The following is a 23,522-nucleotide window of genomic DNA, read 5'->3' as shown; positions in this document are numbered from 1 at the left end:
GAGTTGTTTTTATTGTATCAACCACAAGTTGATAGTAAAGCAGAAAAGGTTATTGGTGCAGAGGCTTTAATACGTTGGCAACATCCCGAGCTAGGGCTAATTTCACCTTTTGAGTTTATACCTATCGCGGAAGAAACATCCCAGATTATTTCAATTGGGAAATGGACGTTACAGGAAGCGTGTCGACAACTGAAAGAATGGCATTCAGCAGGCTATGTAAATCTAAAGATGGGGATAAACTTATCAGCTATAGAGTTTGAACAGAAAGGTTTTGTTCAAACTATCATATCAACCATAGAAGAAGTAGGGGTACCTGCTAGTTCTATTGATTTGGAATTAACAGAGCGAATAGCAATGGTAGATGAAAAAGAAACCTTATCGAAGTTAAAAGCATTAAAATCATATGGTGTACATTTATCAATTGACGATTTTGGTACAGGTTATTCTTCATTAGCGTATCTGCCTCTGTATCCAATTGATACTTTGAAAATCCCAAGAGAATTTGTTAATAGGGTTGGAACTTCTACTGATGGAGATGAAATTATACAAACCATTATTTCACTTGCATATACTTTAAACATGAAAGTGATAGCAGAAGGGGTAGAAACGAAGGAACAATTAACAGTGTTACAACGTAATGCATGTTATCTAATTCAGGGCTATTACTACAGTAAACCTGTAAACAAAGATGAATTTATCAAGTTTTTTAGCACCATGTAGAATAAGTAAAGACCTTGTATATATGAGGTAAATTGAAAAGAAGTGCTTATCAGTCTTGAGGGACTAAATTAACGATTTAATAAAGTGTGCCAACACATATTAGCTGAACTAATTAATTAATAATTGTCTCATCTATACCGATTTCTTCTCCATATACTTCTGTTTTTAAACGTATTCGTATTTTTGACTCAACCAGCGAGGATAAACGTTCCACTTAAGTATGATTTATTAAGTGGAACGTTCCTTTAGATTCATCCAGATCTAGTCGAACTTACAGTTCTCTGTGTATCCCAACTGTAACAGCGACTGATTTATATATCCGATATTTAGGGTATTTTCATTTGTAAGATCTTCAACATATACAAGGCAAAAAGGCTTACTATATCTCTCGTATAAAATCGATATTATTTATTTATCAACAAAATTTCAACCCCGATTATTTTCAAGTTGAAAGAATCAAGAAAGGTATAGAATATATACAGATAGATATGGAGGTTTTAATGAACTCCACTTCAACCTGGACAAGCATATGAAATACTCGATGCTAAGGTAGGAATGGCTGATAAAGGCCCAACTCATACGAGTGTTCATCAACTAATAAAAGAACAACAAGAAAAACGATTACAAGATCAAACTGAAAGTGAAAAAAGAAAAGAATGAAGTATGCTGCTCGTAATAACGATTTAGCGATATCAATGTATCTATGACAAATACTCTTACAGATATTGTCCCGATAGAGAAAGTACATGACTGTTATTCAATATGTAGGAAAATCGGGATTTTATTTAAAACGTGGAAATTATTCTTCCATATCCATCATGGAAATAAGATAACATGAGGACGATTGAAATAGCACTTGTATGGGTGACTAATTGTCAATTTACTCTGTTCCTCTATTATGCTTTAAATGTGGAAGTTATTTCTTATGAAGAAGAAAGAAGAGCTGAGTGAATATAAAACCATATATATGATTTAATCTGTACGATTAGAAATAAGGTAGCATCAAGAAGATGATTTCTGTATTCAACAGGGGGCATCTTTTTTTATTTCACTGATATTTATGTTGAGTGTAGTAATTCATAGAGTCTTTAATTTTTTATTTTACCTTGGTAAAAGATATCCAAGTTTTTATATGGGCTGGAGGATTATTCACAATATCTTTTAAGTTCGCACCTTCATCCTTTTCAGTTTGGGTCATTTGACCTATTCTCATTATAAATAGAATTATATAATCAAGTCATATAAGAATAGGAGGTGTGGTTATGAGTAAGTTAAACTGGAAGTGTTAATTATGGCATTAAAATCAACTATTTACAAAGCAAAAGCGCTAACGATAACCTTCTATGTTTAATTGTCATAAAATCATAGTGATAGTTACTACATTTTGAAAAATTACAGAATTGATGATTAAATCTTTATATTTATTATCATCGCTACAAAAAAACAACCATACAAAAATTCAACCTTATTTTTTGGAATGGTTGTTGATTTTCAGAATTAAATGTAACTAAGATGGTTACATCTTTTCGTTAGCTATTGTAACTAGTTAAATAAACAAACTAATGGAGGAAATAGGGTAATGAAGAAACTCATTTTAGGAAGTTTACTAGGAATTGGAGCTTTAACGGCAACAAATTTAACAGGTGTAGGGATTTCAACAGCAAGTGCTGCTGTTCAAGAAATTAATAATACAGTTGAAGGACAGGTAATTGAAGTAGGCCATAATTACTTTGTTATGGAAAACAAAAAATTAGATGAAAAAATACATGTAAAATATGATTTTAAATCTACTGTAAAAGTTGGAGAATATGTAAAAGTTATTCATAACGGACCAACATTACAAAATGCATTCAAAACTTTTGCAACAGCAACTTCTATTGAGCATTTAGATTTAGCTCCTGGAGATTATGAGGATTTTGTTGTTGGACATGTAAGTAATTTATATCCAAAAGATCCATGGGGGAATTTTAGTGTGAAAGTTGATTTCCCTACAAAAAAGGGGAATGTAATCAGTGTAATAGTTATGTTGGAACCAGAAAAAAATAGTTCATTTAAATTAAATGATCTTGTAAAAGTAGAAACGGGTGATTGGGAGAAAACCAATCCACCTGAAGCTTTTGGTGGGATTGAAAAAGTAAAATCTCACGTTGATAGTGTTAGCGCTCAAACCAATGCTAGTATTTGGATTTGGGATTAATTTAATAAAAGAGAAGGGAAGCTGAAACTTTCTTTATTTTTTTAATAAATCAAGAGTATGTTGGTATTTTTTATCTTTAACATATTCCAGGTTGTAATTAATTAAAAAGTCAAATGGTATATTGATATTTATACAAAAATTGTTACTTTTGAAAACGGAATTTTAATTTATTACATATATATTTCCGATTACTTTTTAATTAGATTTCTAACGTTAATGTGCTATTTTTTTAAGTGTTGTTATAAGCATATAATTAGTAAAATTTTGTATCTATGCATATGCGGATCGTAGAATTTTATATAAAAATATAGGAATATATATTGTTAATTTATTCGTAAAATCTCCACAGTAAATCAAACTAAATATAATATTAGAGGTGTAAACTTTTATGAAACGTACTATCCTTGTAACAAGTCTTTCTACAGCTATCTTATTAGCGAATTCATCTTATAGTTTTGCAGACAGTAATAAATTCCCAGATGTTCCTGCATGGGCTGACAAATCCGTAAATTATTTAGTGGATAAACATGTATTAAATGGTTATCCAGATGGAACTTTTGGTTCAAATGATTCATTGGATAGAGCTTCCGCTGCAACAATTATGACAAAAGTTTTAGGTATACAAATTGACTCTGGTGCAAAACCATCCTTTACAGATTCACAAAACCATTGGGCAACTCCTTATATTGCTGCTGCTGAAAAGGCTGGCATTGTTACAGGAGAAGGGAAAGGAATCTTCAATCCATCTGGAAAAGTAACGCGCGCTGCCATGGCAACAATGCTAGTAAATGCTTATAAGCTACAAAGTACACCAAATGATAATGGCCAAAGTGAATTTGAGGATTTAAAAGGACATTGGGGTGAAAGAGTCGCCAAAATTTTAATTAACTTAAAAATTTCTGTTGGTACTGATAACGGCTGGCAACCAAATAGACTCATAACACGAGCAGAAGCTGCTCAATTAGTTGCTAAAACGGATAAATATGCAAAAAAATTACAAATAAAGTTTAACCCAAAGCAGCCATTTGTAGTGGGAACAGTACTAGATGCAGCTGAGGGTCATGTTGATGTTGAATACACCACGAATGATGGAAAAAGTGAAGCGGTTGTTGTAATAACTGATAAAGCACATACATTTGCCAAAGGTGATACAGTCCAGGTATCTAATACATCCGAATGGAGAATTCAAGATATAGGAAATCCACAATCAGAACACTATCTAGCTCCAGAGAGCTCAATTTCTAAAGTGAGCGAAAAACAAAAACAGGACTTTGTAGTGGGAACAGTACTAGATGCAACTTTAGGACATGTTAGTGTTGAATACACCACGAATGATGGAAAAAGTGAAGCGGTTGTTGTAATAACTGATAAAGCACATACATTTGCCAAAGGTGATAAAGTTCAAGTATCTAATAGATCTGAATGGAAAATTCAAAATCAAGGAAATCCAATTTCAGAACACTATCTAGCTCCAGAAAGCTCAATTTCTAAAGTGGGCGAAAAACAAAAACAGGACTTTGTAGTTGGAACAGTAGTAGCTGCAACTTTAGGACATGTTAGTGTTGAATACACCACGAATGATGGAAAAAGTGAAGCGGTTGTTGTAATAACTGATAAAGCACATACATTTGCCAAAGGTGATAAAGTTCAAGTATCTAATAGATCTGAATGGAAAATTCAAAATTCAGGAAATGCAATTTCGGAGCACTATCTAGCTTCAGGAAACTTAATTTCTAAAGTGAGTGAAACGAATTAATGAGGATTATTTTTAAGTAAAATTTGGTTCTGTTGTGAAGATTTCTGAATGAGGTTACACTCTAGTAAAAGGTGCGAGAATAATCATAAATGCAATATTTTAGAGGAAACCAATTTAAATAAGATAGTATTTTAGTAGTGGCTATTATTGTCGGTTTTCTTGAAGTTGCCGTGATGTCTATGCCTTTATGAGAAGGTTAGTATAAACGTTTGGAGACCTAATGGTTTTTTATCAATACAAGCCATTGTACAATCAAATACTAAAATAATTTGATTGAATAAACCAATAGACATGTAAAATGTCTTTGGCCAAATCCGACGTTGAGATTCTCATACGAAGAAAGAAATGGAAATCATTCATGCTTCTTAAATAAACGTAAAATTATCTTACGATAAAGCGAAATGAAAATAAAAGAAACCATCGTATTTTTTATTACGATGGTTTTCTAAACGGATGAAAGCCCTAGTTAATTAAGAATGAAGAGGATATTGTAACATACGGAGAGTAAGTCTCCACCTTGAGCGTAGTTATATTTACTAGGACGAACCTTAATATATTCTTGAACATCATCTAAGCATGAGTGGGTGGCTAATATGGAAGATCTTTTATTATCTTTACGAGTCACTTTAACGATTCTTTGACGAAAATTTATACTAAAGATAATAAGAATAGCCTAGCTACCTTAGAAACTCGAATTCGGCACCTAAAATAAGGCTTATGATGGCTATGTCTCTTTCTTTATCACGCTGGAAAAAACTATATCCTTTTAGTGATATATCTTTCAATATTTCACCATATTCATTTGCTAGAAATTGAAGAAAGACTACATCATCTTTTTCATTAAATATCATGTTACTATTCAAGTTGGTAAGAAGACCAGATTTAATAAGTATTCAAAAGAAGCCCTTGATCTATTAAAGAAAGTGAAAAGTGGTATGGAATAATCCGCAGATATCCAAGGTCAAAGTGCACTTAAGCATCCAGCGAATTCAATACGATAAAACTTTGCAAAATTCATATAAAGAAAACTTAAAAATCTACAAAAAAGAGTCCTTAATTTAAAAGGATTCTTTTTTGTTTTTTGCAGTGGACAAGTATGTCTAAAATTTTTAAACTATAGACATGAAAGTATAAAATTCCCAAAAATATACTTGTAGATGAATTAACAAAAGAAGGGGGCAGTTAATGTATAAACCACTAGTTACTAATTTTAGTAAAAAGTACGGGAATAACAGATGGGTAACGTATAGCTTTAAATTAAAAAGAGAAGTTTTTTTATTTAGTGATTTAGAATACGAACATTGGTTAATGGTAGAATCTAACCCTAAAGTTATAAATTTTTGTGAACAACCTCTAGTTATGACTGCATGTATAAATGGAAAATCAGTGACCTCTATTGTCGATATGTGGGTAAAATATGAAGATGGAAATGAAGAATTTATAGAAATTAAATATTCCACAGATTTAATCAAACAAAGAGTAATAAATCAGATTTTCACACAAAAATATTGGTGTGCAGAAAATGGGTTCCAGCATCGTGTAAGAACAGAAGGAGATATATGTGTAAATCGAATTTTACTCTCTAATTTAAAGGTGCTTGTTAAGGGAAATAAACAACAAACACAACAAATCGAAACAGATAGATATCAAGTTATGAAGATGCTAAAACATAATAAAACACAAAAAACCACACTTAATTCAATAATTACAGCAACTCAAATCCCCTCAAATAGATTATTAATATCCATTGGACAAATGATTTTAACAGGTGAAATATGCTCAAACATATCTAAAGAGTATTTTGGAACAAATACGGAGGTATGGGTTAATGTCTAAACGGGTCTTAGAAGGTTTAAAAATTGAAGATAGTGATTTAGTTATGGCAAATTGGCCCCAAGTATTAATTGAAAATCTCACCGAAGAGGAATTGAATAAATTTTTAATTAGAAAGAAAGCAATTGATTTGTTTATGACAACAAATACAAAAATATATGAGATAGAACAGCAAGTAGGGATACATAGAAGTGAAATATATAGGCTTATTAGAAGATGTTTAGAAAAGGACGAATTTGAGCAAATAATGGGCTATAGAGGACTAGTTCCCTACAAAAGACTAAAAGATTACAATCGGAATGATTTTCCAATGACTAAAGCAGACTCTAAAAATTTTTCAGGTGCATTCAACTTACTACTTGATACTTATCCAACTCTAAAAGAATTAATTATTAATTCGTATTTCAGCAAGAAAACAAAGGAGCTTCAAGTTACTGAACCTATTATTAACATCAAAAATCTTCATAAAAAGTTTATAGATGAGTGTCGGCATTTGGGAATAAAAATAACTGAGTATCCATTTAACACAAAAACTTTAGCAAAGAAATCAATCGAACGCTTTGTTAGATCTTTATCTAAATCACATTTTGTTGATGTTGCAAAACGAAATGGTGATCAAGCATTTATGATTGCAAAAAATACAGGAAAGGGCAATAAAAACAACCCTATGATCATAAGACCCCTTGAACGTGTTGAATTTGATGGTCATAGAATTGATACATCTATTGCTATAATTTTTAAAACACCGGAAGGGGATGAGATAGTAGAAGTAATGAATCGTATTTGGATTCTTTCTGTTATAGATGTCGCCACGAGAGCTGTATTGGGATACCATCTTTGTCTAAATAAAGAATATTCCTCGGATGATGTTCTAATGTGTATTCGCAATGCAATCATACCTTGGAAACAAAGAAAATTAACTATTAATGGATTAAAATACTCTTCATCAGCAAACTTCATATCTAATGCTATCCCAGAAGCAAGCTATGGTATATGGGATGAATTTTGTTATGACAATGCAAAAGCAAATCTAGCAAAAATTGTTCAAAATAAACTTGTAAATTTAATAGGTTGTTCTATTAACACTGGACCTGTTGCAGTACCTATTCGTAGACCAATAATTGAACGTTTTTTCCGCACTTTGGAACAGAACGGTTTTCATCGACTACCTTCGACCACTGGAAGTCATCCAAAAGATACTAAGAGGAAGAAACCAGAAGAAAATGCTGTTAAATACCGTATATCAGCGGAGCATCTAGAAGAATTAACAGATGTATTAATTGCTGAATATAACGGAACACCCCATGAAGGAAATAATAATCTAAGTCCGTTAGAAGTTTTTCAACAAAGAATAAACCGAGGCATGACAATAACTCAATTATCTCAAGAAAGGAGAAATGAAATGAACTTTTTTTCTTTAAAGGTAACAAGGAAAGTTAAAGGTCATAACAAAGAAGGAAGAAGACCTTATGTTTATTACGAAGGTGTAAAATATTCCAATGAAGTATTACTTCGTTCACCCCAACTAATTAATAAATCACTTGAATTACTTATCAATACAGATGATTTAAGGGTTATAAAAGCATTTTTAACAGATGGCAGCGAATTAGGGAATTTAACTGCTATTGGGAAATGGGGTGTAAATCCGCATAATCTAAGAACTAGGAAGGCTATAAATAAACTTAAAAATAATAAAATGATACATTTCAATCAATATGAAGATCCCATTAATGTTTATCAAAATTACCTCGAAAAAGAATCCATAAAAAATAAATCTAGTAGAAATAAACTAGCCAGCCTCAATCAAAGTAAAAAAAATAGAGAAAGCCGATACCCTAGAGAGACCCACATTGAAGAAAATACTATTAAAAATAGCGGGAATTTACAACAAAACCAAATGGAACAACCGAAGAAAAAGGCTAATGACAACCAACAAGTAGATCAAAGAATTTTAAAAAATACTATCATTCTTTAATTTGGAGGCCTCAACATGACGGAAGAATTAGAGTTAGAGCAACTTACTAGTAATAGCATACGTCCCTATATTCCTAAAGGTACACATCCAGTTGAAACAGGTAAATATTTAATTTCAACAAATGAGATAGATAGAATGTATCAAACAGTACTTCAATGGATAGGAAACCGAATACCTGGTGCTATTATATATGGTCGCCCAAGATTAGGTAAAACAAGGGCTATTACCTACTTGATGAATTGTTTGCCACAGGACTTTGGAAACAATATGCCGGTTTATCATGTGCGTTGTCGTACGTATAAACGGCCTAATGAAAATTTCTTTTTTGAAGATTTATTACTCGCCGTTGGTCATTTAATTGCTATACAAGGTAAAGCAAATGTAAAGAGAAATAGACTTTTGAAATTTCTTGTAGAACGATCTGATTTTTCGGGTACAAATAAAGTTGTTTTTTTCATTGATGATGCTCAAAGGTTAGTTGAAATACATTACGACTGGTTAATGGATTTGTTCAATGAATTAGAACAATATGGCATAACTTTAACAACAATTTTAGTAGGTCAAAAAGAATTAGTTCATCAAAGATCAGCATTTATAAGTGGAGATAAATTTCAAATAGTTGGTCGTTTTATGAGTCAAGAATATCAATTTAAAGGAATAAAAACTCCTAGAGATTTAAAAATTTGTTTAACAGGGTACGATGAATATTGTGAATATCCTATTAATAGTAATTGGTCCTTTACTAAATACTTTTTTGCCGATTCTTTCATAAGAGGTCTTAGATTACAAAATTCTGCAGAAGAATTGTTTCAAGTCTTTGTTGATTTAAGAAGGGAACATGGATTATCTCAAAAAGTAGAAATTCCAATGCAGTATATAACTTTAACGGTAGAATATGCATTGAAAAATTTTGGGAGTGATAGTCTTGATTTAGCAACAATAGAAAAAACTCATTGGGAAGAGTCTATTAAGAATTCTGGTTATATTCAATCTGAACTATATCAGACAACATATTAAGACACACTGTAGCGTTAATTTAATATGGAGGATAAGATATGAACTTTCAATTCGCATGGTCTACTGAGTGGATTCAAAAATACGAGTCTCCATGGGGGATAATAGAAAAATTCAAATATGCTAATGCTATTAACGGTAATATCGTATTAAAGTTAATAGGAAATGAAAAAGTTAGGAACTTCAAAGAGATTTCAAACGCTGGTAGGCATCACCGGGATTTAATTTATTTCCACGGTGTTGATTGCAAATTAAGTAGAAAAATTCTAGGGATTAATCTAAAACAATATCATGATTATTTATTAAACAAATCACTTTATCCGTTTGCTATCAATAAGAGTAATATCAATTACAATTTTCATTGGCATTTAAATTATTGTCCAACCTGTCTAAGTACGGGTTACCATAGTATATTTCATCAAATTAAGTTTTTTGATCATTGTTTATTTCATCCCCTTCAAAATTTAATAAGTACATGCCCAAAATGTAAACGACCAATGCCAGAATACTCCATAAACAAAGAAAATATAGATGCATACAATTGTATTTGCGGTCACATTTTTTTAAGTTCAAAGAATATAAGGGGCATTTTTTCTTCATGGAAAAAAGAATTAATCGTTCAAAGTAATTTGGTTAATACATGGCAAGCATTACCTAAACATATAATTAATATGTATCATTTAAGTTACCCTTTTTATAACTACAAAAACAATTCTAAATTTGATAAGAAAAATACGACTCAGCATTTAAAAGAGATTCCTCAACTACTAATCAGTGCTTTTACAGAAAACAAAATAGATAATTCTCCAGTAATGAATATCTACTCTAATGAAAATATTTTTCAAATCAAAGATAATTATCATCGTTTAAGCGAAAGTTATAATCAAATTTTTCCTTACCGTACACGTAACTTAAAATTAAAAGAAAAATGTCATACTGAAAGCATCTTCTTTGAAATTTACAAACAAACTAGAGTTATATATAAATCAATCAGCAGATATATCCAAAATAAAATAATTAACATACATAAAAAGTGTGTAAGAAATTTTGATGATACATATCAAGATGACCCTATCTGCCTACATGCTTATGCATTTATATTATGGAAATCTGAATGTGAAGGGAGGAGAATATATCCAAGAGTTTTAAACCAAGCTCAAGTTCCAAGCTTGTATGATTTTAGATTTTCTAATAATCAATTTAGTATTTTTCCAAAAGGCCCTTTTATGATTCATTTAAAAGAAATATTAAACTCTTTCCAGCAAGAACCTGCTAGTAATGGAGACTGGGGATTTAATTTATTAAAATATAATCTTAGTGCTATAAACTATGTTGTTAACAGAATTACATCATATCTCTTAATTGAACGTTATATTAGCTGGTTAGAAGTTATACATCATCCGAAAGAGTTTAAATTCCTTTATCCAAATGGAGATATACCTATGTACCTTACTAAAATCCCTTTAGAGAAAAACGAAAGCATCAGCTTTTATTTTCCCAGCGGTCGGTTCAATTATATGAAGAGTCTTGTAATGGATATAGACAAAAAGCTAACCTGTTATCCTTAAGACAAGGTTACAATCTTTCATTACAATAGAAAATTAATTGAACTAAAGGAAGAGTATAGATTGGAAAGATTGACGTAATCGTAAAAATGAATACGATTGCAACAAGATTGTTTTTAAAATTAGGCCATGCTTTTAACCTAGTAATGGCTGAACTCAATGCAAAAGAGATTCGTTCAAGCATTAATATTAAACCAGAAATGAAACGGGTGTTAAACCGTTTATATGTATAATACATCTAATCCCTAAAAACTCTTATTTTTAGGGATTTTTCTTTAACTAAATTATATCCTTTCGAATTTAATTATTTGGTTTAACATTAGGTTTAAGTGGATATTATTTAAATCTAAAAAAACTTTAGTTTAGAGTTTCTTGTCCCAACTAAGTTCCCAAAATGAAAGTTTAGAGTTTCTTGTCTTTGTACAATACCTCTACTATACTCAATTCTATGAAATCCATCAAACTGTTCGTTAAATACACTTTTAACGAACACTTGGGTGGTGAAAGCCTATCTCTACTATAGTGTCAGCTTATTGAAGTTTTAGGTTTATAATTAATAGACAGTTTAGTTCGAGGATATTTTTAATTGAGTAAATTTAAAAGCCCTGTTTTTAAAGACAGGGCTTTTAAAAAGGGATGACAGTTAACAACTGAAGATACCTTTAGATTACCATTATTGGGATTTTTATTCCATATTTTTGTATTGAGAAATAAATAATATATGATTTAAAAGGTGAGATGAGTAGAGGGTTCTTATAGGTTTAGCAATATGAGAAAGAAAATATCTCGATTAAAGTTATCTTGAAACGAGGAGTGGAAGTATTATTTTTTCTTAGAAAGCATCATTCAAAGTCATGTATAGATTATAATATGAATAAATATAGTTTGATCAAAAAATTATAAGACACCAATTCATTGGAACAGTAAAAACTGTTTTCGGAATAGGTGTCTTTTTTGTATTGAGGAAGAATATATTTTCTCAACAGGACAAATTGTAATTATCTATAAGTATTACTTATAAGGATAATAGGAAAATAGAAATTAATAATAAAGGAGAATGTGAAATGTTAACAGTAATATCTAATAATGATCTAGCTAAAATTCGCGAAGAAGATGTAGATGTAATAAGGGTAATGGCACATCCGGTTCGATTAAAAATCATAAGTGAATTAATGAATCATAAAATGTGCAATGTAACACAGTTAACAGAAGTATTAAAACTTCCACAATCCACCGTTTCACAACATTTAGGAAAGTTAAGAGGAATCGTACTCCGTGCAGAAAGAAAGGGGTTAGAGATGCATTATTATATTGATAATACTAAAGCTCGTCAGATTGTAGAAATTTTAGGGCTGTAGGTTAGTAATACGTAAAAGTTTCCTAAAATACCAACCGTACCAAAAGAGCGTCAAAGCGTTGTACATTTAGGAGTGGAACAATCAGCATTAACACTCAGGGAGACGAAAGGTTACTTTCGTCGTGGAACTGAGAAGTTCTGACATCAACCTTTGCTATGTGGGGAGTCGTTCACATGGAGTTAAACTTAGTAGTTAAATTTAAATATGGTTTAGAACCTTATAATTCAATTATAAGGTTCTATTTTTTATATAAAACATTGATTGTGATTCTTAAAAACCATTTAGTCTATGTTCTTTGCTAAAGCATTGTGTATAGTATCTAATAATCGCATTTATTCTTTTCTAAAGGATGGTACGCTAATATGAAGAGATGTTCCAGCTGTTTCAACTTTTAAAATGGTTTGTTTCAAGTATCTACTAGTAGAAGAATTAATGTATCACTAAAGTTATTTCTCAAAAATCCTAATCTAAATAAGATATTGAGTATTAACTAAATTGTATAAGGAAGTGAATAAGTAATTATGAAGAGAAGGATATCAGTTGTTGGTGCGGTGATTTTTAATGAAAACAATGAAGTCTTATGTGCATTACGTTCTCCTACAATGACCTTACCGAATTACTGGGAATTTCCAGGTGGTAAGATAAAGAACGGAGAAGAGCCGCAAGTAGCACTGGTTCGTGAGATTAAAGAGGAGCTGGGATGTAGTATTACTGTAGATGAGAAAGTAGAGGAAATTGAATACGAGTATGAAACTATCATTGTTCATCTTACTACATATAAAGCGCAAATCCTTGAAGGTATACCTAAAGCTCTTGAGCATACAGAGTTAAAATGGGTTCGTGTTAAAGATTTAAATAATTTATATTGGGCGCCAGGTGATATTCCTACAGTAGAATCGCTATAGGAATTAATACAATACGCTTGAAAATGATAATATTAAGCAATATAGTATAGAAGTATTTATTGAACTACTCACCAACTAATATCCTTACGGATTGTTTGAATTGGGAAATTCCTAAGTACAAAAACCTAACGTTTTCTAATTAAGCAAGTGATCCCCGTAGTTTCTAAGCTAAAAAGACGAATCGCTTCATTTGTAAGATTGAGCGCTACGTTTTGATCTCTATCGTGATGTGTGCTACAAGAAGGACAATTCCACTCTCGAATGGTTAGATTTTTAACATTTTTGTTTTTTTAGTCACAATTGGAACAGAATTGACTAGAAGTAAATGTTTTAGCTACCACAACCACTTGTTTGCTATACCACTTAGCTTTATATTCCAACATTTTTCGAAATTGTGACTAAGACATGTCACTAATCGCTTTTGCAAGCTTTTTATTACCGAAATTTATCCCCCACATACCCTTGGGCTAGCGCCCTTCACACACTTGAGGAAGTAGTATTCTGTCAGAAAATGATAAAATCGTTTTTAGTTAGGATACTAGGGCCGTATTTTTAAAATTAGTTCTTAAAAAATTGTTATATATGTAGGGGGAAATAGAACAAGCCTACATATATAACTTTTATAATCGTTTATATTTAATATTAGGAAATTATGTTTAAATAGATGAGGGATTATCTGAATTTAAAGGAGGAATTAGGATGCTTACGAAAATAATACTATGCGTGTTTGTTTATGTAGCTTTCGTAGTAAGAAAAAGTAGAAAGAAAATGCTAGAAGAAGCAAAAAAATTAGAGGAAAGTAAGAGACCAATTGAGAGACCTGTATATTGGTGTCCAAGACTCAATAAACCAATTGGTAGAGAGCAGGAGTATCAAGAAATTACAAGTGAATCAAAGGCAAAAAATGTAGAATATATCCATGGGAATATACCTGTCTCGCTAGATGTAGATATGCCATATTTTAATGAAAGTATAATAAGTAAAACAACATAGTACAAGAAATTTAAATCAACTTTTAGCCCCACCTTTCAATTATAGAAAGGTGGGGCTTTCTTATGAGAATCAAGTTTAAATTATAAATCTGTGTAATATAAGCGCATTAATTGTTCTTTTGTAGCTTGAAATAAGAGCTGCATTGGTTTACAAAAGATTTTTTCTGAAGGAGGTTCATATACTTGGAATTGAAAAGAACGTGCCATATTTCTTAATTCTACATTATTTGAAAGTACAAGAATATCTTTCTGCCTATCGTGGTAACTAAGGGTAGATAAAATTAATTCCCCTGTAATTTGTTTTTTTGTATCTTTTCCGAATTCGTTATTTATGTTTGCAGATTCTAGAGAAAATGGAAACGTAATAATTTCTTTTTCAACACAATATTTTAAAGTCATATAAATTGGATCTTTTTGTAATGAATGATATGTAGACTCATCTATTAACAAATTTGAAATGTCTGGAATTAACTTAAGTATAATTGGAAACCTCTTGTATATAGTTTCATCTATAAAAAAATACCCACCCTTTTCATGATGTTCTTGTATGGCTTGAATAAAGGTATGTTTAAAAGTCATTATTGTAGGTATAAAGGATAACCCTCCTTGTTTATGTAAAAACTTTTTTGCTCTTTCTAACCAGCCAATTCCCTTTAAAAAACTATGATCATATTTATATTCTGTTTTAAATGGCAGCTTAGGGGTATAGATAGTATTAAAAGCAGTATCATATGAACGTTGTTCGTTTTCTCCATAGTTTTTTATAAATTGATAGCCAAATGTTTCAGCATTTTTTTTTCTTTCTATATGAAATGGTGAGAGAGTGGAATTCAAAAGATCTAAAGGATTTAGTTTACCATTTTCATCTGTGAATCTACGGTATTCTCTATGATATAAATAAAAATTTTTAAATTGTTGATAGTAGTAAGGATTGTTTTCAATAGAAGAATAATTTCCTCCCAATTTATCTTGCTCAAAAAATTCAAGAAAATGTTCGTATTCAATAAGTACTAATCCTTCCTCATCACAAGGTATAATAAGATCCTCTGAGAGTTCAAAGTTATCTAAATTTACACTTCGTGAAAGTATACGAGCTCCACGATCATTTGATAAAAATAAAACTTTTTTATCATTTTGATTTTTTTCTTTTATATAGCTGGCAATAATTAGGTCGTCAGGTGATTCAGGTTGCAGATTTAATGATTCAGTAAAGGTTTTATCTGTTTTTAGAAAAGAAATAGGTCCGTTTGAAATTTGATATTCTTCTAATTTATGTAGTGCGTAACGAGCTTGTTTACCTGCTTTATTGCTAGATTTTTTCAAACCATCTAACTCATCATATACTTTGCGGCTAATTAATAACTTATCTTTTGATCTTATTAAATCTAAAATAACGGGGAAATCCATAATTAAATTTGTATCTATACCAATGTAAAATCCACAATCACAGTAGAACTTTAATCTTGCTTTAAATAGATCTACAAACTCTAAGTATTCACGGATCTCAAAATTATTCCAGTAATCTTTGTATTCGTATAAATTGTATGTAGTTTCAGTCATATTAAACTCCTATATATTTAATGAAATTATGTCATGGTAAAATGAGAATCTATTTGAATGTAGATTGGCTAGATGAATATAAATATAATTTTATATATAACGATTAAATGAATCAAGCTGTATTAATAGAAAAACTTTTTTACATAATATAGATTATCGATTTGAGGTGAAAGGAATTGCCCAAGATATGCATAGCGATACGTAAGATAGTAGTATTACGTAGAAATAGGTTGTAATGAACAGAAAAAGAACCCTATCGGGTTCTTTTTCCTGGCATATTAACAGTAAGGAGAATCATGAAATGCTACTTTCAAATCTTTATTAGGGGAAAGATTTAGAAAAAGCTTAACATAAATCTATTTTTACATAAATGTAAGATATAGTAAATTGATAATATTTATACTTACTATTACTAATATTCAATTAACAACTTTAACACTATGTATATAGTGTTAAAGTTTGTTTAGAGCAATATTTATTTATTTATTTATTTAGTTACCCAATAATAATTCCAAGTTGGTTAGATAAGACTAAGTTGGAGTTTGTTATATTACAACAAATAAAAAAATCCATTGGAAATACAATAGACATTTAAATAATTTAAAATGAAAGCGGATATGATTAGTTGTTATAAGCAAAATATAAATAAATTGCATAAACAAAGGCCCTGTAAAAATACAGGGCCGGATACAGGGTTAAGGGAACGCATAGTTTCTTAAAACCATAATAGCATGTATTTTTGGTATAGTTATATGAGGATTTTGACAAAATGAAGAACAAGACAGAAAATCTGTAGGAAAGCAAATATAGTGCTGGAAATGTGATTTTAAATTAAACTATAGGTATATTGAAATGGATGAAAACTCTTGAGTACCATGATTAAATTGCCTTTAATTATGAGGTTTAGGTTAGAGGGATAATTGGATCTTACTGAAAAGAAAAAATGTTTTTTTGATTAAAAGAAGAAAAGACACCTTTTGGGTGTCTTTTCTTTAGGTAAACAGTTCACATATTGCTGAATTAGATACGAAACCATAATACGACTACGAAGTAAATCCTAACATAATCTGAACAGAAAAAATATGTAATATTACATATTTAGTTTTTAATTATTTTATTCAATATAGAGAAGCAAAGTAAATAAAAGGGCATGCAGTCGTATCTGCAGCCCTTTTTAGGAGGAATTCAAGACACCATTAGGACACGTATTGGTAAACAGGTTCAAAAATAGTATGTGTGAAAAGAAAAAGTCCTATACCAAAAGTAGACAGGACCTTATCTTTTTTACATTTTAAAAAATAAAATTTTGTCCTTTTAAAATCAGTACAGCACACACTTGGTTTGTAATGAAATTAGAAAAAGTATACATAAAAATGGCAGACAACTATTTTGTTGCCTGCCGGTGCCAGTGGGTTGAATGAGTTAGTCAATTCAATAAATTGTGCTATCCCATTACCAGAAGAGTGAAGCCGCTAGTTCAAACGGCTTAGACATAGTTTGTCTAATAAAGAAAAAATTATGAGTAGAAAATTTGTTTGCTCTATATGAAAAGATAAATAGATATTCATCAGACAAGGATAATTTAGCATATCTTGAATAGGGTGTAGGAACGAATTAAAGAAAGGGATATTTGTTTAGGAAGGGACTGACTCAGGAGTGGGACTTTCGGACAGGGTTTGGGGAGCGGTGATTGCCTTTGGCATTGCGACTAATATCGTTGCTTGTATAATGGCAGTATACATTCAAAAATATGAGCTAATGATAAATCATCTTACAAATATTTTATTTTTAATAATTATCTCTTTAACGTTTATAAAGATGAAAATTAACAGATGGGTGGCTTTAGGATTTACATTAGTTGTAATAGAGAAAGGTATTAAAGCAGGATATGACTTCTACACACATAATTATTATAGTGTCAGTTGGAGTTTAGCTATCATTGTCTATTGCATATACGAGATGGAAAAGTATCATATTGAAATAAACGAATAGGCGCAACAAAAAGGTGTTAGTAGGTGGAATTCTTTTTAAAATACTATAAAAAAGACACTACAAGAGTGTCTTTTTTTTGAAAATACTCTATAATTAACTTTGGGGAAGGTAATGTTAGAGTATTCGTTTAGCATTATCTTTATATTTGATAAACCATGAAATCGAAAGATTTTGTGGTTTATTTTATGAACAATAGATATTACAGTATTGGCGGTGAGCTATTGATCATTTTAAGCATTAGGAAAGAATGGATTAAAAGTCTAACATCGAATAACGGTTCCGGAATATAGTGTTGCGAAATGATCTCCCATATCCCAAACGGTACTTGCCTGTATATAGCCCTTAAAGCCATCTGAAGAATAATAAATCTCTTTTGGTATACTTTCTTTAGTTTGGAAATGTGCTTTAGAGTACTTTACATAATGGTTTTTAACAACTTTTGCTTCTGGAACAATAGTGTTTTTTTGTTCCAATGTTGGCCTAGTACTAGAAGGTGGTATGAATTTTACAGAATCTTGGTAATTAGGATCTAAGGTATCAGCTTGTACACTGTGTGACGAAACAAAGGTGCTTAAACTACTTCCCACGATTAAAGTTGCAAATACTAACTTTGAGAATTTTGTTAATCTACTCATTCTATAATCTCCTTTTTATTATTTTGTAAGGTATCTCCTTACACCTCACAGTCTATATCCACTACAAAAGGGTGTACATACATATTGATAGACAAAATTCTACAAAATACCTCATGTTTTTGGGGGTGTGTATAATAATCCAATGTTTAATAATTTATCAGAAGTAAAAAAGTAGGTGTTATATAAAAGAAAATGAATAATTTATGCAGGGAATGTATATAAAATTATTGTTTAAATATTCTAAAATGAGTTGATAAAGATGTGGAATTGTTTTTTAGAAAATAAATGATTCAAAAGGTTAAATTTGGAGTTTCAATTCCCTTTTTAAGTTTATTTTTATAATATTATTCCCATGTGAGGATAATTAAGATTTAAATATAAAATGTCTAAATATTTTTGAACCAGCAAACATTTAAAATATAAAAAAGTGAGAAAAATGATAAACATTCTTCTCACTTTCATCAATTAGGGTGGCATATACATAAATATGCGTCTGGGTAGATTTTCGGATGAAAAATCCACATGCATAGTATAACAAAAAAATTAAGGCTTTTCGCATGTAATATTGCATATGAAAAATAGTAAAGTTTTAAATTTTAATATTAAAAACTTATATATACATGTTACAATGTAATTCTCTAATTTATTTTATTCTCCTATTTAGAATTTATGGTTTAGTGATTCAATAATACAAAAGTGGTTGTAATAAATAGATAAATCAATGAAGTAATACAGTTAGAATGGTTAAAAGGCCGTTAAATATAAGTATTAAAAGAAAAGATTTAATTAGTTATGTTTAGTGAATTTATTATGGGAAGGATTTCATCTGATTGGAATAGCGCTAAACTAAATTTTTATCCAAACGAATCCAATAATTATTTTCAAAATGAAGTATATGTTTCATCCAGTTTATATGGAATAATTCGTAGTCTAATAATTGCTAAATCTAGAAAAATAACATATTCAAAAGGAGGATAGATAAAACTCTACCTGTGAAATTTAAATCTCTAAATTATAAAGTTCCAATAATAGGATGTAATTATAGTTCCGTTTCGAATGGTACCATAAATGAATGTGGAAAAAATAAAGGAGAAAAATTCAAATAAACTATATCAGTAGTAAAAGTGAAAAGGAGAAGTATCTAGTGTTAAATATAAAAGAAAGATTGGGACAAATAAAGCTTAAAACAAAGTTGTCTATGGCATTTATAGCAATATTAATTATACCAAGTCTTATCGTAGGAGTATCATCTTACAATAAAGCAAAAACAGATCTTAATGAAACAATTCTACAATCAGCAAAAGATAACGTAAGTATTTTAGATAAGATTGTAGATGATGAATTAGAAAATAAGTATATAGATGTCACTCATTTTGCAAAAGTACTTACACAAGGTGATTATAATCCTGAACAATCGCAAAATGTACAGATTAAATTTGATCAATATATACAGTTACATCCAGAGATAGAAACGATTTATACGGTATCTAGTAACAATCAATTTATTCATGCACCTGTTGGCAAGATACCAGAAGGGTTTAATCCATTAGAAAGTAGTTGGTATAAGGATGCAGTAAAAGCAAATGGAGAGATTATTGTTTCATCTCCATATAAATCAAAGGCTACAGGAAATATGGTAATTGCAATTGCAAAGCAAAATGCAGATAAAAGTGGTGTCATTGGCTTAGATTTGAATATTACAGATATCGTAAAAACATCCAAAATGATAAAAATTGGAAAGCAAGGATTTGTATCTATAGTTAGTCAAGATAAAACTATAGTTGTTCATCCATCACTAAAGCCTGGAGAGAAATTAGAGAAAACTTTAGCGGATGAATTGTACAAGACAGAAGATGGAGTAATTACTTATAGCCTCAATGGCGAAGATCGAAACATAAGCTTTAAGACAAACAAAAAAACAGGTTGGAAAATAGCAGGCGTAATGCCTATAAAAGAAATTGAAGAAGCTACCAATCCTATTTTTTATAAAACGCTCACTATAATAGGAGCTTCATTATTGTTAGGTGGAATTGTAATTTTATTCATACTTAGATCTATTATTAATCCATTAAGACAATTAGTTATTTCAGCTCAAAAAATTAGTCAGGGAGATTTAACCGAGAAAATAGATATTCGTTCAAAAGATGAACTTGGTCAATTAGGTGGTAGTTTCAATACAATGGCAGAGTCGTTACGTAATATTATTTCTCGAATTAACACATCTGCAGGACATGTAGCGGCGTCTTCTGAGGAACTAACTGCTAGTGTAGAGCAAGCAAGTGTTGCGACAGAGCAAATTACAAAAGAGATGGAAGAAATCTCGAACAGTGCAGAGGTTCAAAATAATGAAGTTGAGTCTGGAGCTGAATTAATTGGTGAGGTAACACGTAATATTCAATATGTAGCTGAGAATGCTTCTGAAGTATCGACTTCCTCCATATACACTAAACAAAAAGCCAATGAAGGTGAAAAATTAGTAGAACAAACTGTAACACAAATGCAGTCTATCCATCACTCTGTTTCTCAATCAGATAATGTCATAAAATTATTAGATAAGAAATCACAGCAAATTGGCAGTATATTAGAAGCGATTCAAAATATTGCGGAACAAACAAATTTATTAGCATTAAATGCAGCGATTGAAGCAGCTAGAGCGGGAGAACAGGGACGAGGGTTTGCAATTGTTGCGGATGAAGTTAGGAAGCTAGCAGAGCAATCATCCGAATCTTCAATGGAAATTGGAAGTTTAATTAAGGAAATACAAGCAGACGTACACGAGACTGTAAAAGCTATGAATGAAGTGGGAGTAGAAGTACAATCGGGAATTAAAGTTGCGAACGATACAAAACAAAGTTTTTATGAGATTTCAAAATCTGCAAATGATATTGTGTCAAAAGTGCATGGTATGGTGGAACTATCTAATAAAATGACTACTGATGCAATGAAAGTCGATACATCGATTGATCAAATAGCTATGGCTGTAAAAGAGAATTCTTCAAGTATGCAAACGATAGCTGGTTCATCTGAGGAACAACATGCTTCTATGGAAGAGATAAATTCTTCAGCAATACAATTAGCACAGATGGCGGAAGAACTTCAAGAGTTAATTGGTGGATTTAAGATTTAAGTTGAGATTCTAGGAGAGAATGCTAGAATCTTGTTACAGAGTGGAAATGAAAAATCTTATAACATAGTAAATAAGTATAATATGTACTCTCTATGCGTATTGAACAGGTAGATAAGCCATTTAAAAACCCTCCATTTGGAGGGTTTTTAAATACATGTACATTAAATTTGTGGTGGTGCACCACCATAATCGCCAACACTATATGAAGGAGTAGGATAATGTCCATGAGTAGCAAGCTGATCTGTTTTAGAAAACTGAAAAATTCCCACCGTTAAGACCCCAATGAAAGCAATGCCAGATAATAATAAGCTAATTTTTTTCATTATTTTAACACTCCTTTTGCGATTGATTTTCGTCTTGCTTGATAACAAATATGGAAATAGTCACTTACCTTTTGGTGGTTCTCTAATTGTCTACATTTTGTGGCAAATAATTCAGCGTATTCGACAACATATTCCCATAATTCTTCTTTCTCAAAGTATAAGATTCCTTCTTGAATAATTTTTTCTAATTCTTCTAATGGAATATTTTCGTTTAATCTTTTTAAAATAGAGAAGTGATGTGTATATTCTTCGTTATGAATTTCTCTGCAAATCTGTAATCCCTTATCAATGATTTGGCTGGCCATCAATTGTTCTCCTAATTTATAATGTTCCTTAGCTTGTAGGAAGATGGCCTTGAAGTGTGTAGGGATTTTCTCTGTTACTTCTGAAAGGTGACGAATAGCTAAAGTAGACATACTTTGGTCAGAATACAACCACCCCATAGTGTTTTTTACGTATAACAAGGAATCTTCTTCTCTATTTTTTTGTAGTAAATCAATTGCACAATGTAGATATTCTTCTGCTTGTTCATACTGTTTTAGGTAGATACAGCAACCACCTAGCAAACTATTACAAAAGGCTGTTTTTACTTCATAACCTTCATACTTTGAAAAGATTGCTCTCGATTTATTTGCGTATTCAATAGAAGCGAGCATGTTATAGGTATGGTGATAAAAAGTAGCAATTCTATAGTAGAATTCAGCGTGTTCAATTTCATCTGGTATGTCTACTAATATCGTTTCTGCCAGTTTATAATGTTCCTCTGCCTCAGTATAATTTGATATAAAAGTGGAATGGATGGATTTAAAAAAGTGATAATAGAAGCGTAGAAAATGGTCTGTAGGCATATCATAGTCACTAATGGCATCAAAGCTATTTTGTTGAATACCAAGGCTATCTGTTAAGATATTGTAACGGAATTCAAGTAGTGAGTAATATAGTAATAAATTTTGATCTTGATGTTCTTGATTTGGCTCAGTGCTTAATTTGCTGATTTTTTCATCAATTTTCTTTTTTAGATTAGTAGCTTTTATAACTTGTTGAGATAGCATAGATCGATACCAATCGTTCAATAGAGCGGTTAACTGCTCATTTCCTTTTACTGAGACACTCATAATATACGCCCCCATCTTATAGAAATATCCTAATCCCATTTAATTATAAACATCATAACAAAATAGAAGAAAAATTGGACTGATTTTACAATATTTTTCAAGAAAATTCATAAAAAACAATCAATTCATGTCGAAAGTACTTAGAATATAATACCAAAAGGTCACTAAAAAGATGATACGAATCCCTATACTTTCTATTAGGTGAACCAAGAAACTGTGATTGAAGATTTATCATTTTAGCCAAGAGGACTCCTTCCTCAAGGAGCCTGAAGGGTCACAGCCCAGTGAGTAGATGGGAGATGAATTGGCTTCGAACAAGGGATGGCAGGAAGCCATCTTAATTGTTCGACATACAGAAAGTGTTACGCCACTACCTGTCGAACGTACGTTTGGTGTATAATGGTTATATACCGAAATGGAGGTGAATCAAATAATGATGAATAAAGCCTATAAGT

The 23,522-nt window shown here is 30.8% G+C and carries 16 protein-coding genes and 3 pseudogenes; 13 read left to right on the top strand and 6 right to left on the bottom strand.

The genetic code is table 11. The features are described 5' to 3' along the window. From RT27_RS25505 to RT27_RS35870, 4 genes and pseudogenes are all read left to right on the top strand, one after another. Positions 1-720, top strand: a 720-nt coding sequence (locus RT27_RS25505; RefSeq protein ID WP_156137720.1) for an EAL domain-containing protein, incomplete at its 5' end; no start/stop codon positions are given. 15 nt (positions 721-735) lie between these two features. Continuing rightward, positions 736-1,693 (top strand): annotated as a pseudogene (locus tag RT27_RS35875) (IS4 family transposase); the annotation flags it as partial. 606 nt (positions 1,694-2,299) lie between these two features. After that, the gene (locus RT27_RS25495; protein ID WP_052497745.1) at positions 2,300-2,917 is read left to right on the top strand and encodes a hypothetical protein; all 618 of its coding nucleotides are present in this window, start codon (positions 2,300-2,302) and stop codon (positions 2,915-2,917) included. Positions 2,918-3,305: 388 nt separating this feature from the next. Further along, positions 3,306-4,673 carry an S-layer homology domain-containing protein gene (locus tag RT27_RS35870; RefSeq protein WP_231583608.1) on the top strand — a complete coding sequence of 456 codons (1,368 nt, stop codon included), beginning with the start codon at positions 3,306-3,308 and terminating at the stop codon, positions 4,671-4,673. 526 nt (positions 4,674-5,199) lie between these two features. On the opposite strand, the pseudogene RT27_RS35865 reads toward RT27_RS35870, so the two are convergent. Continuing rightward, positions 5,200-5,530 (bottom strand): annotated as a pseudogene (locus tag RT27_RS35865) (tyrosine recombinase XerS); the annotation flags it as partial. Between the two features lie 328 nt (positions 5,531-5,858). Here RT27_RS35865 and RT27_RS25485 point away from each other — a divergent pair. From RT27_RS25485 to RT27_RS25455, 6 genes are all read left to right on the top strand, one after another. Beyond that, on the top strand, positions 5,859-6,509 hold the full coding sequence (locus RT27_RS25485; RefSeq protein WP_000277807.1) for a TnsA endonuclease N-terminal domain-containing protein: 651 nt from the start codon (positions 5,859-5,861) through the stop codon (positions 6,507-6,509). Next, a complete protein-coding gene (locus tag RT27_RS25480; RefSeq protein ID WP_043937998.1) occupies positions 6,502-8,481 on the top strand; it encodes a hypothetical protein in 1,980 nt (659 codons plus the stop codon). Before RT27_RS25485 ends, RT27_RS25480 begins: the two co-directional genes overlap by 8 nt. 15 nt (positions 8,482-8,496) lie before the next feature. Continuing rightward, a complete protein-coding gene (locus RT27_RS25475; protein ID WP_043937997.1) occupies positions 8,497-9,498 on the top strand; it encodes an ATP-binding protein in 1,002 nt (333 codons plus the stop codon). A 38-nt stretch (positions 9,499-9,536) separates the two neighbouring features. Beyond that, on the top strand, positions 9,537-11,063 hold the full coding sequence (locus RT27_RS25470) for a hypothetical protein (RefSeq protein ID WP_043937995.1): 1,527 nt from the start codon (positions 9,537-9,539) through the stop codon (positions 11,061-11,063). Positions 11,064-12,124: 1,061 nt separating this feature from the next. Then, positions 12,125-12,418 carry a metalloregulator ArsR/SmtB family transcription factor gene (locus tag RT27_RS25460; RefSeq protein WP_000958630.1) on the top strand — a complete coding sequence of 98 codons (294 nt, stop codon included), beginning with the start codon at positions 12,125-12,127 and terminating at the stop codon, positions 12,416-12,418. 521 nt (positions 12,419-12,939) lie between these two features. After that, complete coding sequence (locus RT27_RS25455; protein ID WP_043937993.1) at positions 12,940-13,323, top strand: (deoxy)nucleoside triphosphate pyrophosphohydrolase; 384 nt, start codon at positions 12,940-12,942, stop codon at positions 13,321-13,323. Between the two features lie 125 nt (positions 13,324-13,448). Here the strand turns inward: RT27_RS25455 and RT27_RS34085 are convergent. Further along, a pseudogene (locus RT27_RS34085) lies at positions 13,449-13,760 on the bottom strand (zinc ribbon domain-containing protein); the annotation flags it as partial. Between the two features lie 262 nt (positions 13,761-14,022). Between RT27_RS34085 and RT27_RS25450 the strand changes: the two are divergent. Then, complete coding sequence (locus RT27_RS25450) at positions 14,023-14,316, top strand: hypothetical protein (protein WP_000956286.1); 294 nt, start codon at positions 14,023-14,025, stop codon at positions 14,314-14,316. A gap of 80 nt (positions 14,317-14,396) precedes the next feature. On the opposite strand, the gene RT27_RS34080 is transcribed toward RT27_RS25450, so the two are convergent. After that, positions 14,397-15,875: a PIN domain-containing protein gene (locus RT27_RS34080; RefSeq protein WP_082044828.1), complete on the bottom strand. Its 1,479-nt coding sequence runs from the start codon at positions 15,873-15,875 to the stop codon at positions 14,397-14,399. A gap of 1,656 nt (positions 15,876-17,531) precedes the next feature. Between RT27_RS34080 and RT27_RS25435 the strand changes: the two genes are divergently transcribed. Continuing rightward, complete coding sequence (locus RT27_RS25435; RefSeq protein WP_000524431.1) at positions 17,532-17,867, top strand: hypothetical protein; 336 nt, start codon at positions 17,532-17,534, stop codon at positions 17,865-17,867. Positions 17,868-18,127: 260 nt separating this feature from the next. Here the strand turns inward: RT27_RS25435 and RT27_RS25430 are convergent, their stop codons facing one another. Continuing rightward, on the bottom strand, positions 18,128-18,502 hold the full coding sequence (locus RT27_RS25430; RefSeq protein ID WP_043937991.1) for a hypothetical protein: 375 nt from the start codon (positions 18,500-18,502) through the stop codon (positions 18,128-18,130). Between the two features lie 1,144 nt (positions 18,503-19,646). On the opposite strand from RT27_RS25430, the gene RT27_RS25425 reads away from it, so the two are divergent. Beyond that, complete coding sequence (locus tag RT27_RS25425; RefSeq protein ID WP_043937989.1) at positions 19,647-21,629, top strand: methyl-accepting chemotaxis protein; 1,983 nt, start codon at positions 19,647-19,649, stop codon at positions 21,627-21,629. A 161-nt stretch (positions 21,630-21,790) separates the two neighbouring features. Here the strand turns inward: RT27_RS25425 and RT27_RS35385 are convergent, their stop codons facing one another. Together RT27_RS35385 and RT27_RS25415 are read right to left on the bottom strand one after the other, a co-directional pair. Beyond that, the gene (locus RT27_RS35385) at positions 21,791-21,952 is read right to left on the bottom strand and encodes a transcriptional regulator (RefSeq protein ID WP_023522667.1); all 162 of its coding nucleotides are present in this window, start codon (positions 21,950-21,952) and stop codon (positions 21,791-21,793) included. Beyond that, complete coding sequence (locus RT27_RS25415; protein ID WP_043937988.1) at positions 21,952-23,067, bottom strand: Rap family tetratricopeptide repeat protein; 1,116 nt, start codon at positions 23,065-23,067, stop codon at positions 21,952-21,954. Before RT27_RS25415 ends, RT27_RS35385 begins: the two co-directional genes overlap by 1 nt. Between the last annotated feature and the right edge of the window lie 455 nt (positions 23,068-23,522).

The organism is Bacillus sp. L_1B0_5 (assembly GCF_000836715.1).
Classification (GTDB): domain Bacteria; phylum Bacillota; class Bacilli; order Bacillales; family Bacillaceae_G; genus Bacillus_A; species Bacillus_A thuringiensis_S.
The sequence above is the reverse complement of the archived record's forward strand: the minus strand, read 5'-3'. Positions and strand labels throughout refer to the sequence as shown.

Excerpts from the sequence above, each read along its gene's own strand:
- RT27_RS35870 (WP_231583608.1), top strand. The coding sequence starts at position 3,306 with ATGAAACGTACTATCCTTGTAACAAGTCTTTCTACAGCTATCTTATTA.
- RT27_RS25450 (WP_000956286.1), top strand. The coding sequence starts at position 14,023 with ATGCTTACGAAAATAATACTATGCGTGTTTGTTTATGTAGCTTTCGTA.
- RT27_RS35385 (WP_023522667.1), bottom strand. The coding sequence starts at position 21,952 with ATGAAAAAAATTAGCTTATTATTATCTGGCATTGCTTTCATTGGGGTC.
- RT27_RS25470 (WP_043937995.1), top strand. The coding sequence starts at position 9,537 with ATGAACTTTCAATTCGCATGGTCTACTGAGTGGATTCAAAAATACGAG.
- RT27_RS25475 (WP_043937997.1), top strand. The coding sequence starts at position 8,497 with ATGACGGAAGAATTAGAGTTAGAGCAACTTACTAGTAATAGCATACGT.
- RT27_RS25485 (WP_000277807.1), top strand. The coding sequence starts at position 5,859 with ATGTATAAACCACTAGTTACTAATTTTAGTAAAAAGTACGGGAATAAC.
- RT27_RS25455 (WP_043937993.1), top strand. The coding sequence starts at position 12,940 with ATGAAGAGAAGGATATCAGTTGTTGGTGCGGTGATTTTTAATGAAAAC.
- RT27_RS25495 (WP_052497745.1), top strand. The coding sequence starts at position 2,300 with ATGAAGAAACTCATTTTAGGAAGTTTACTAGGAATTGGAGCTTTAACG.
- RT27_RS25460 (WP_000958630.1), top strand. The coding sequence starts at position 12,125 with ATGTTAACAGTAATATCTAATAATGATCTAGCTAAAATTCGCGAAGAA.
- RT27_RS25480 (WP_043937998.1), top strand. The coding sequence starts at position 6,502 with ATGTCTAAACGGGTCTTAGAAGGTTTAAAAATTGAAGATAGTGATTTA.
- RT27_RS25415 (WP_043937988.1), bottom strand. The coding sequence starts at position 23,067 with ATGAGTGTCTCAGTAAAAGGAAATGAGCAGTTAACCGCTCTATTGAAC.
- RT27_RS25430 (WP_043937991.1), bottom strand. The coding sequence starts at position 18,502 with ATGAGTAGATTAACAAAATTCTCAAAGTTAGTATTTGCAACTTTAATC.
- RT27_RS34080 (WP_082044828.1), bottom strand. The coding sequence starts at position 15,875 with ATGACTGAAACTACATACAATTTATACGAATACAAAGATTACTGGAAT.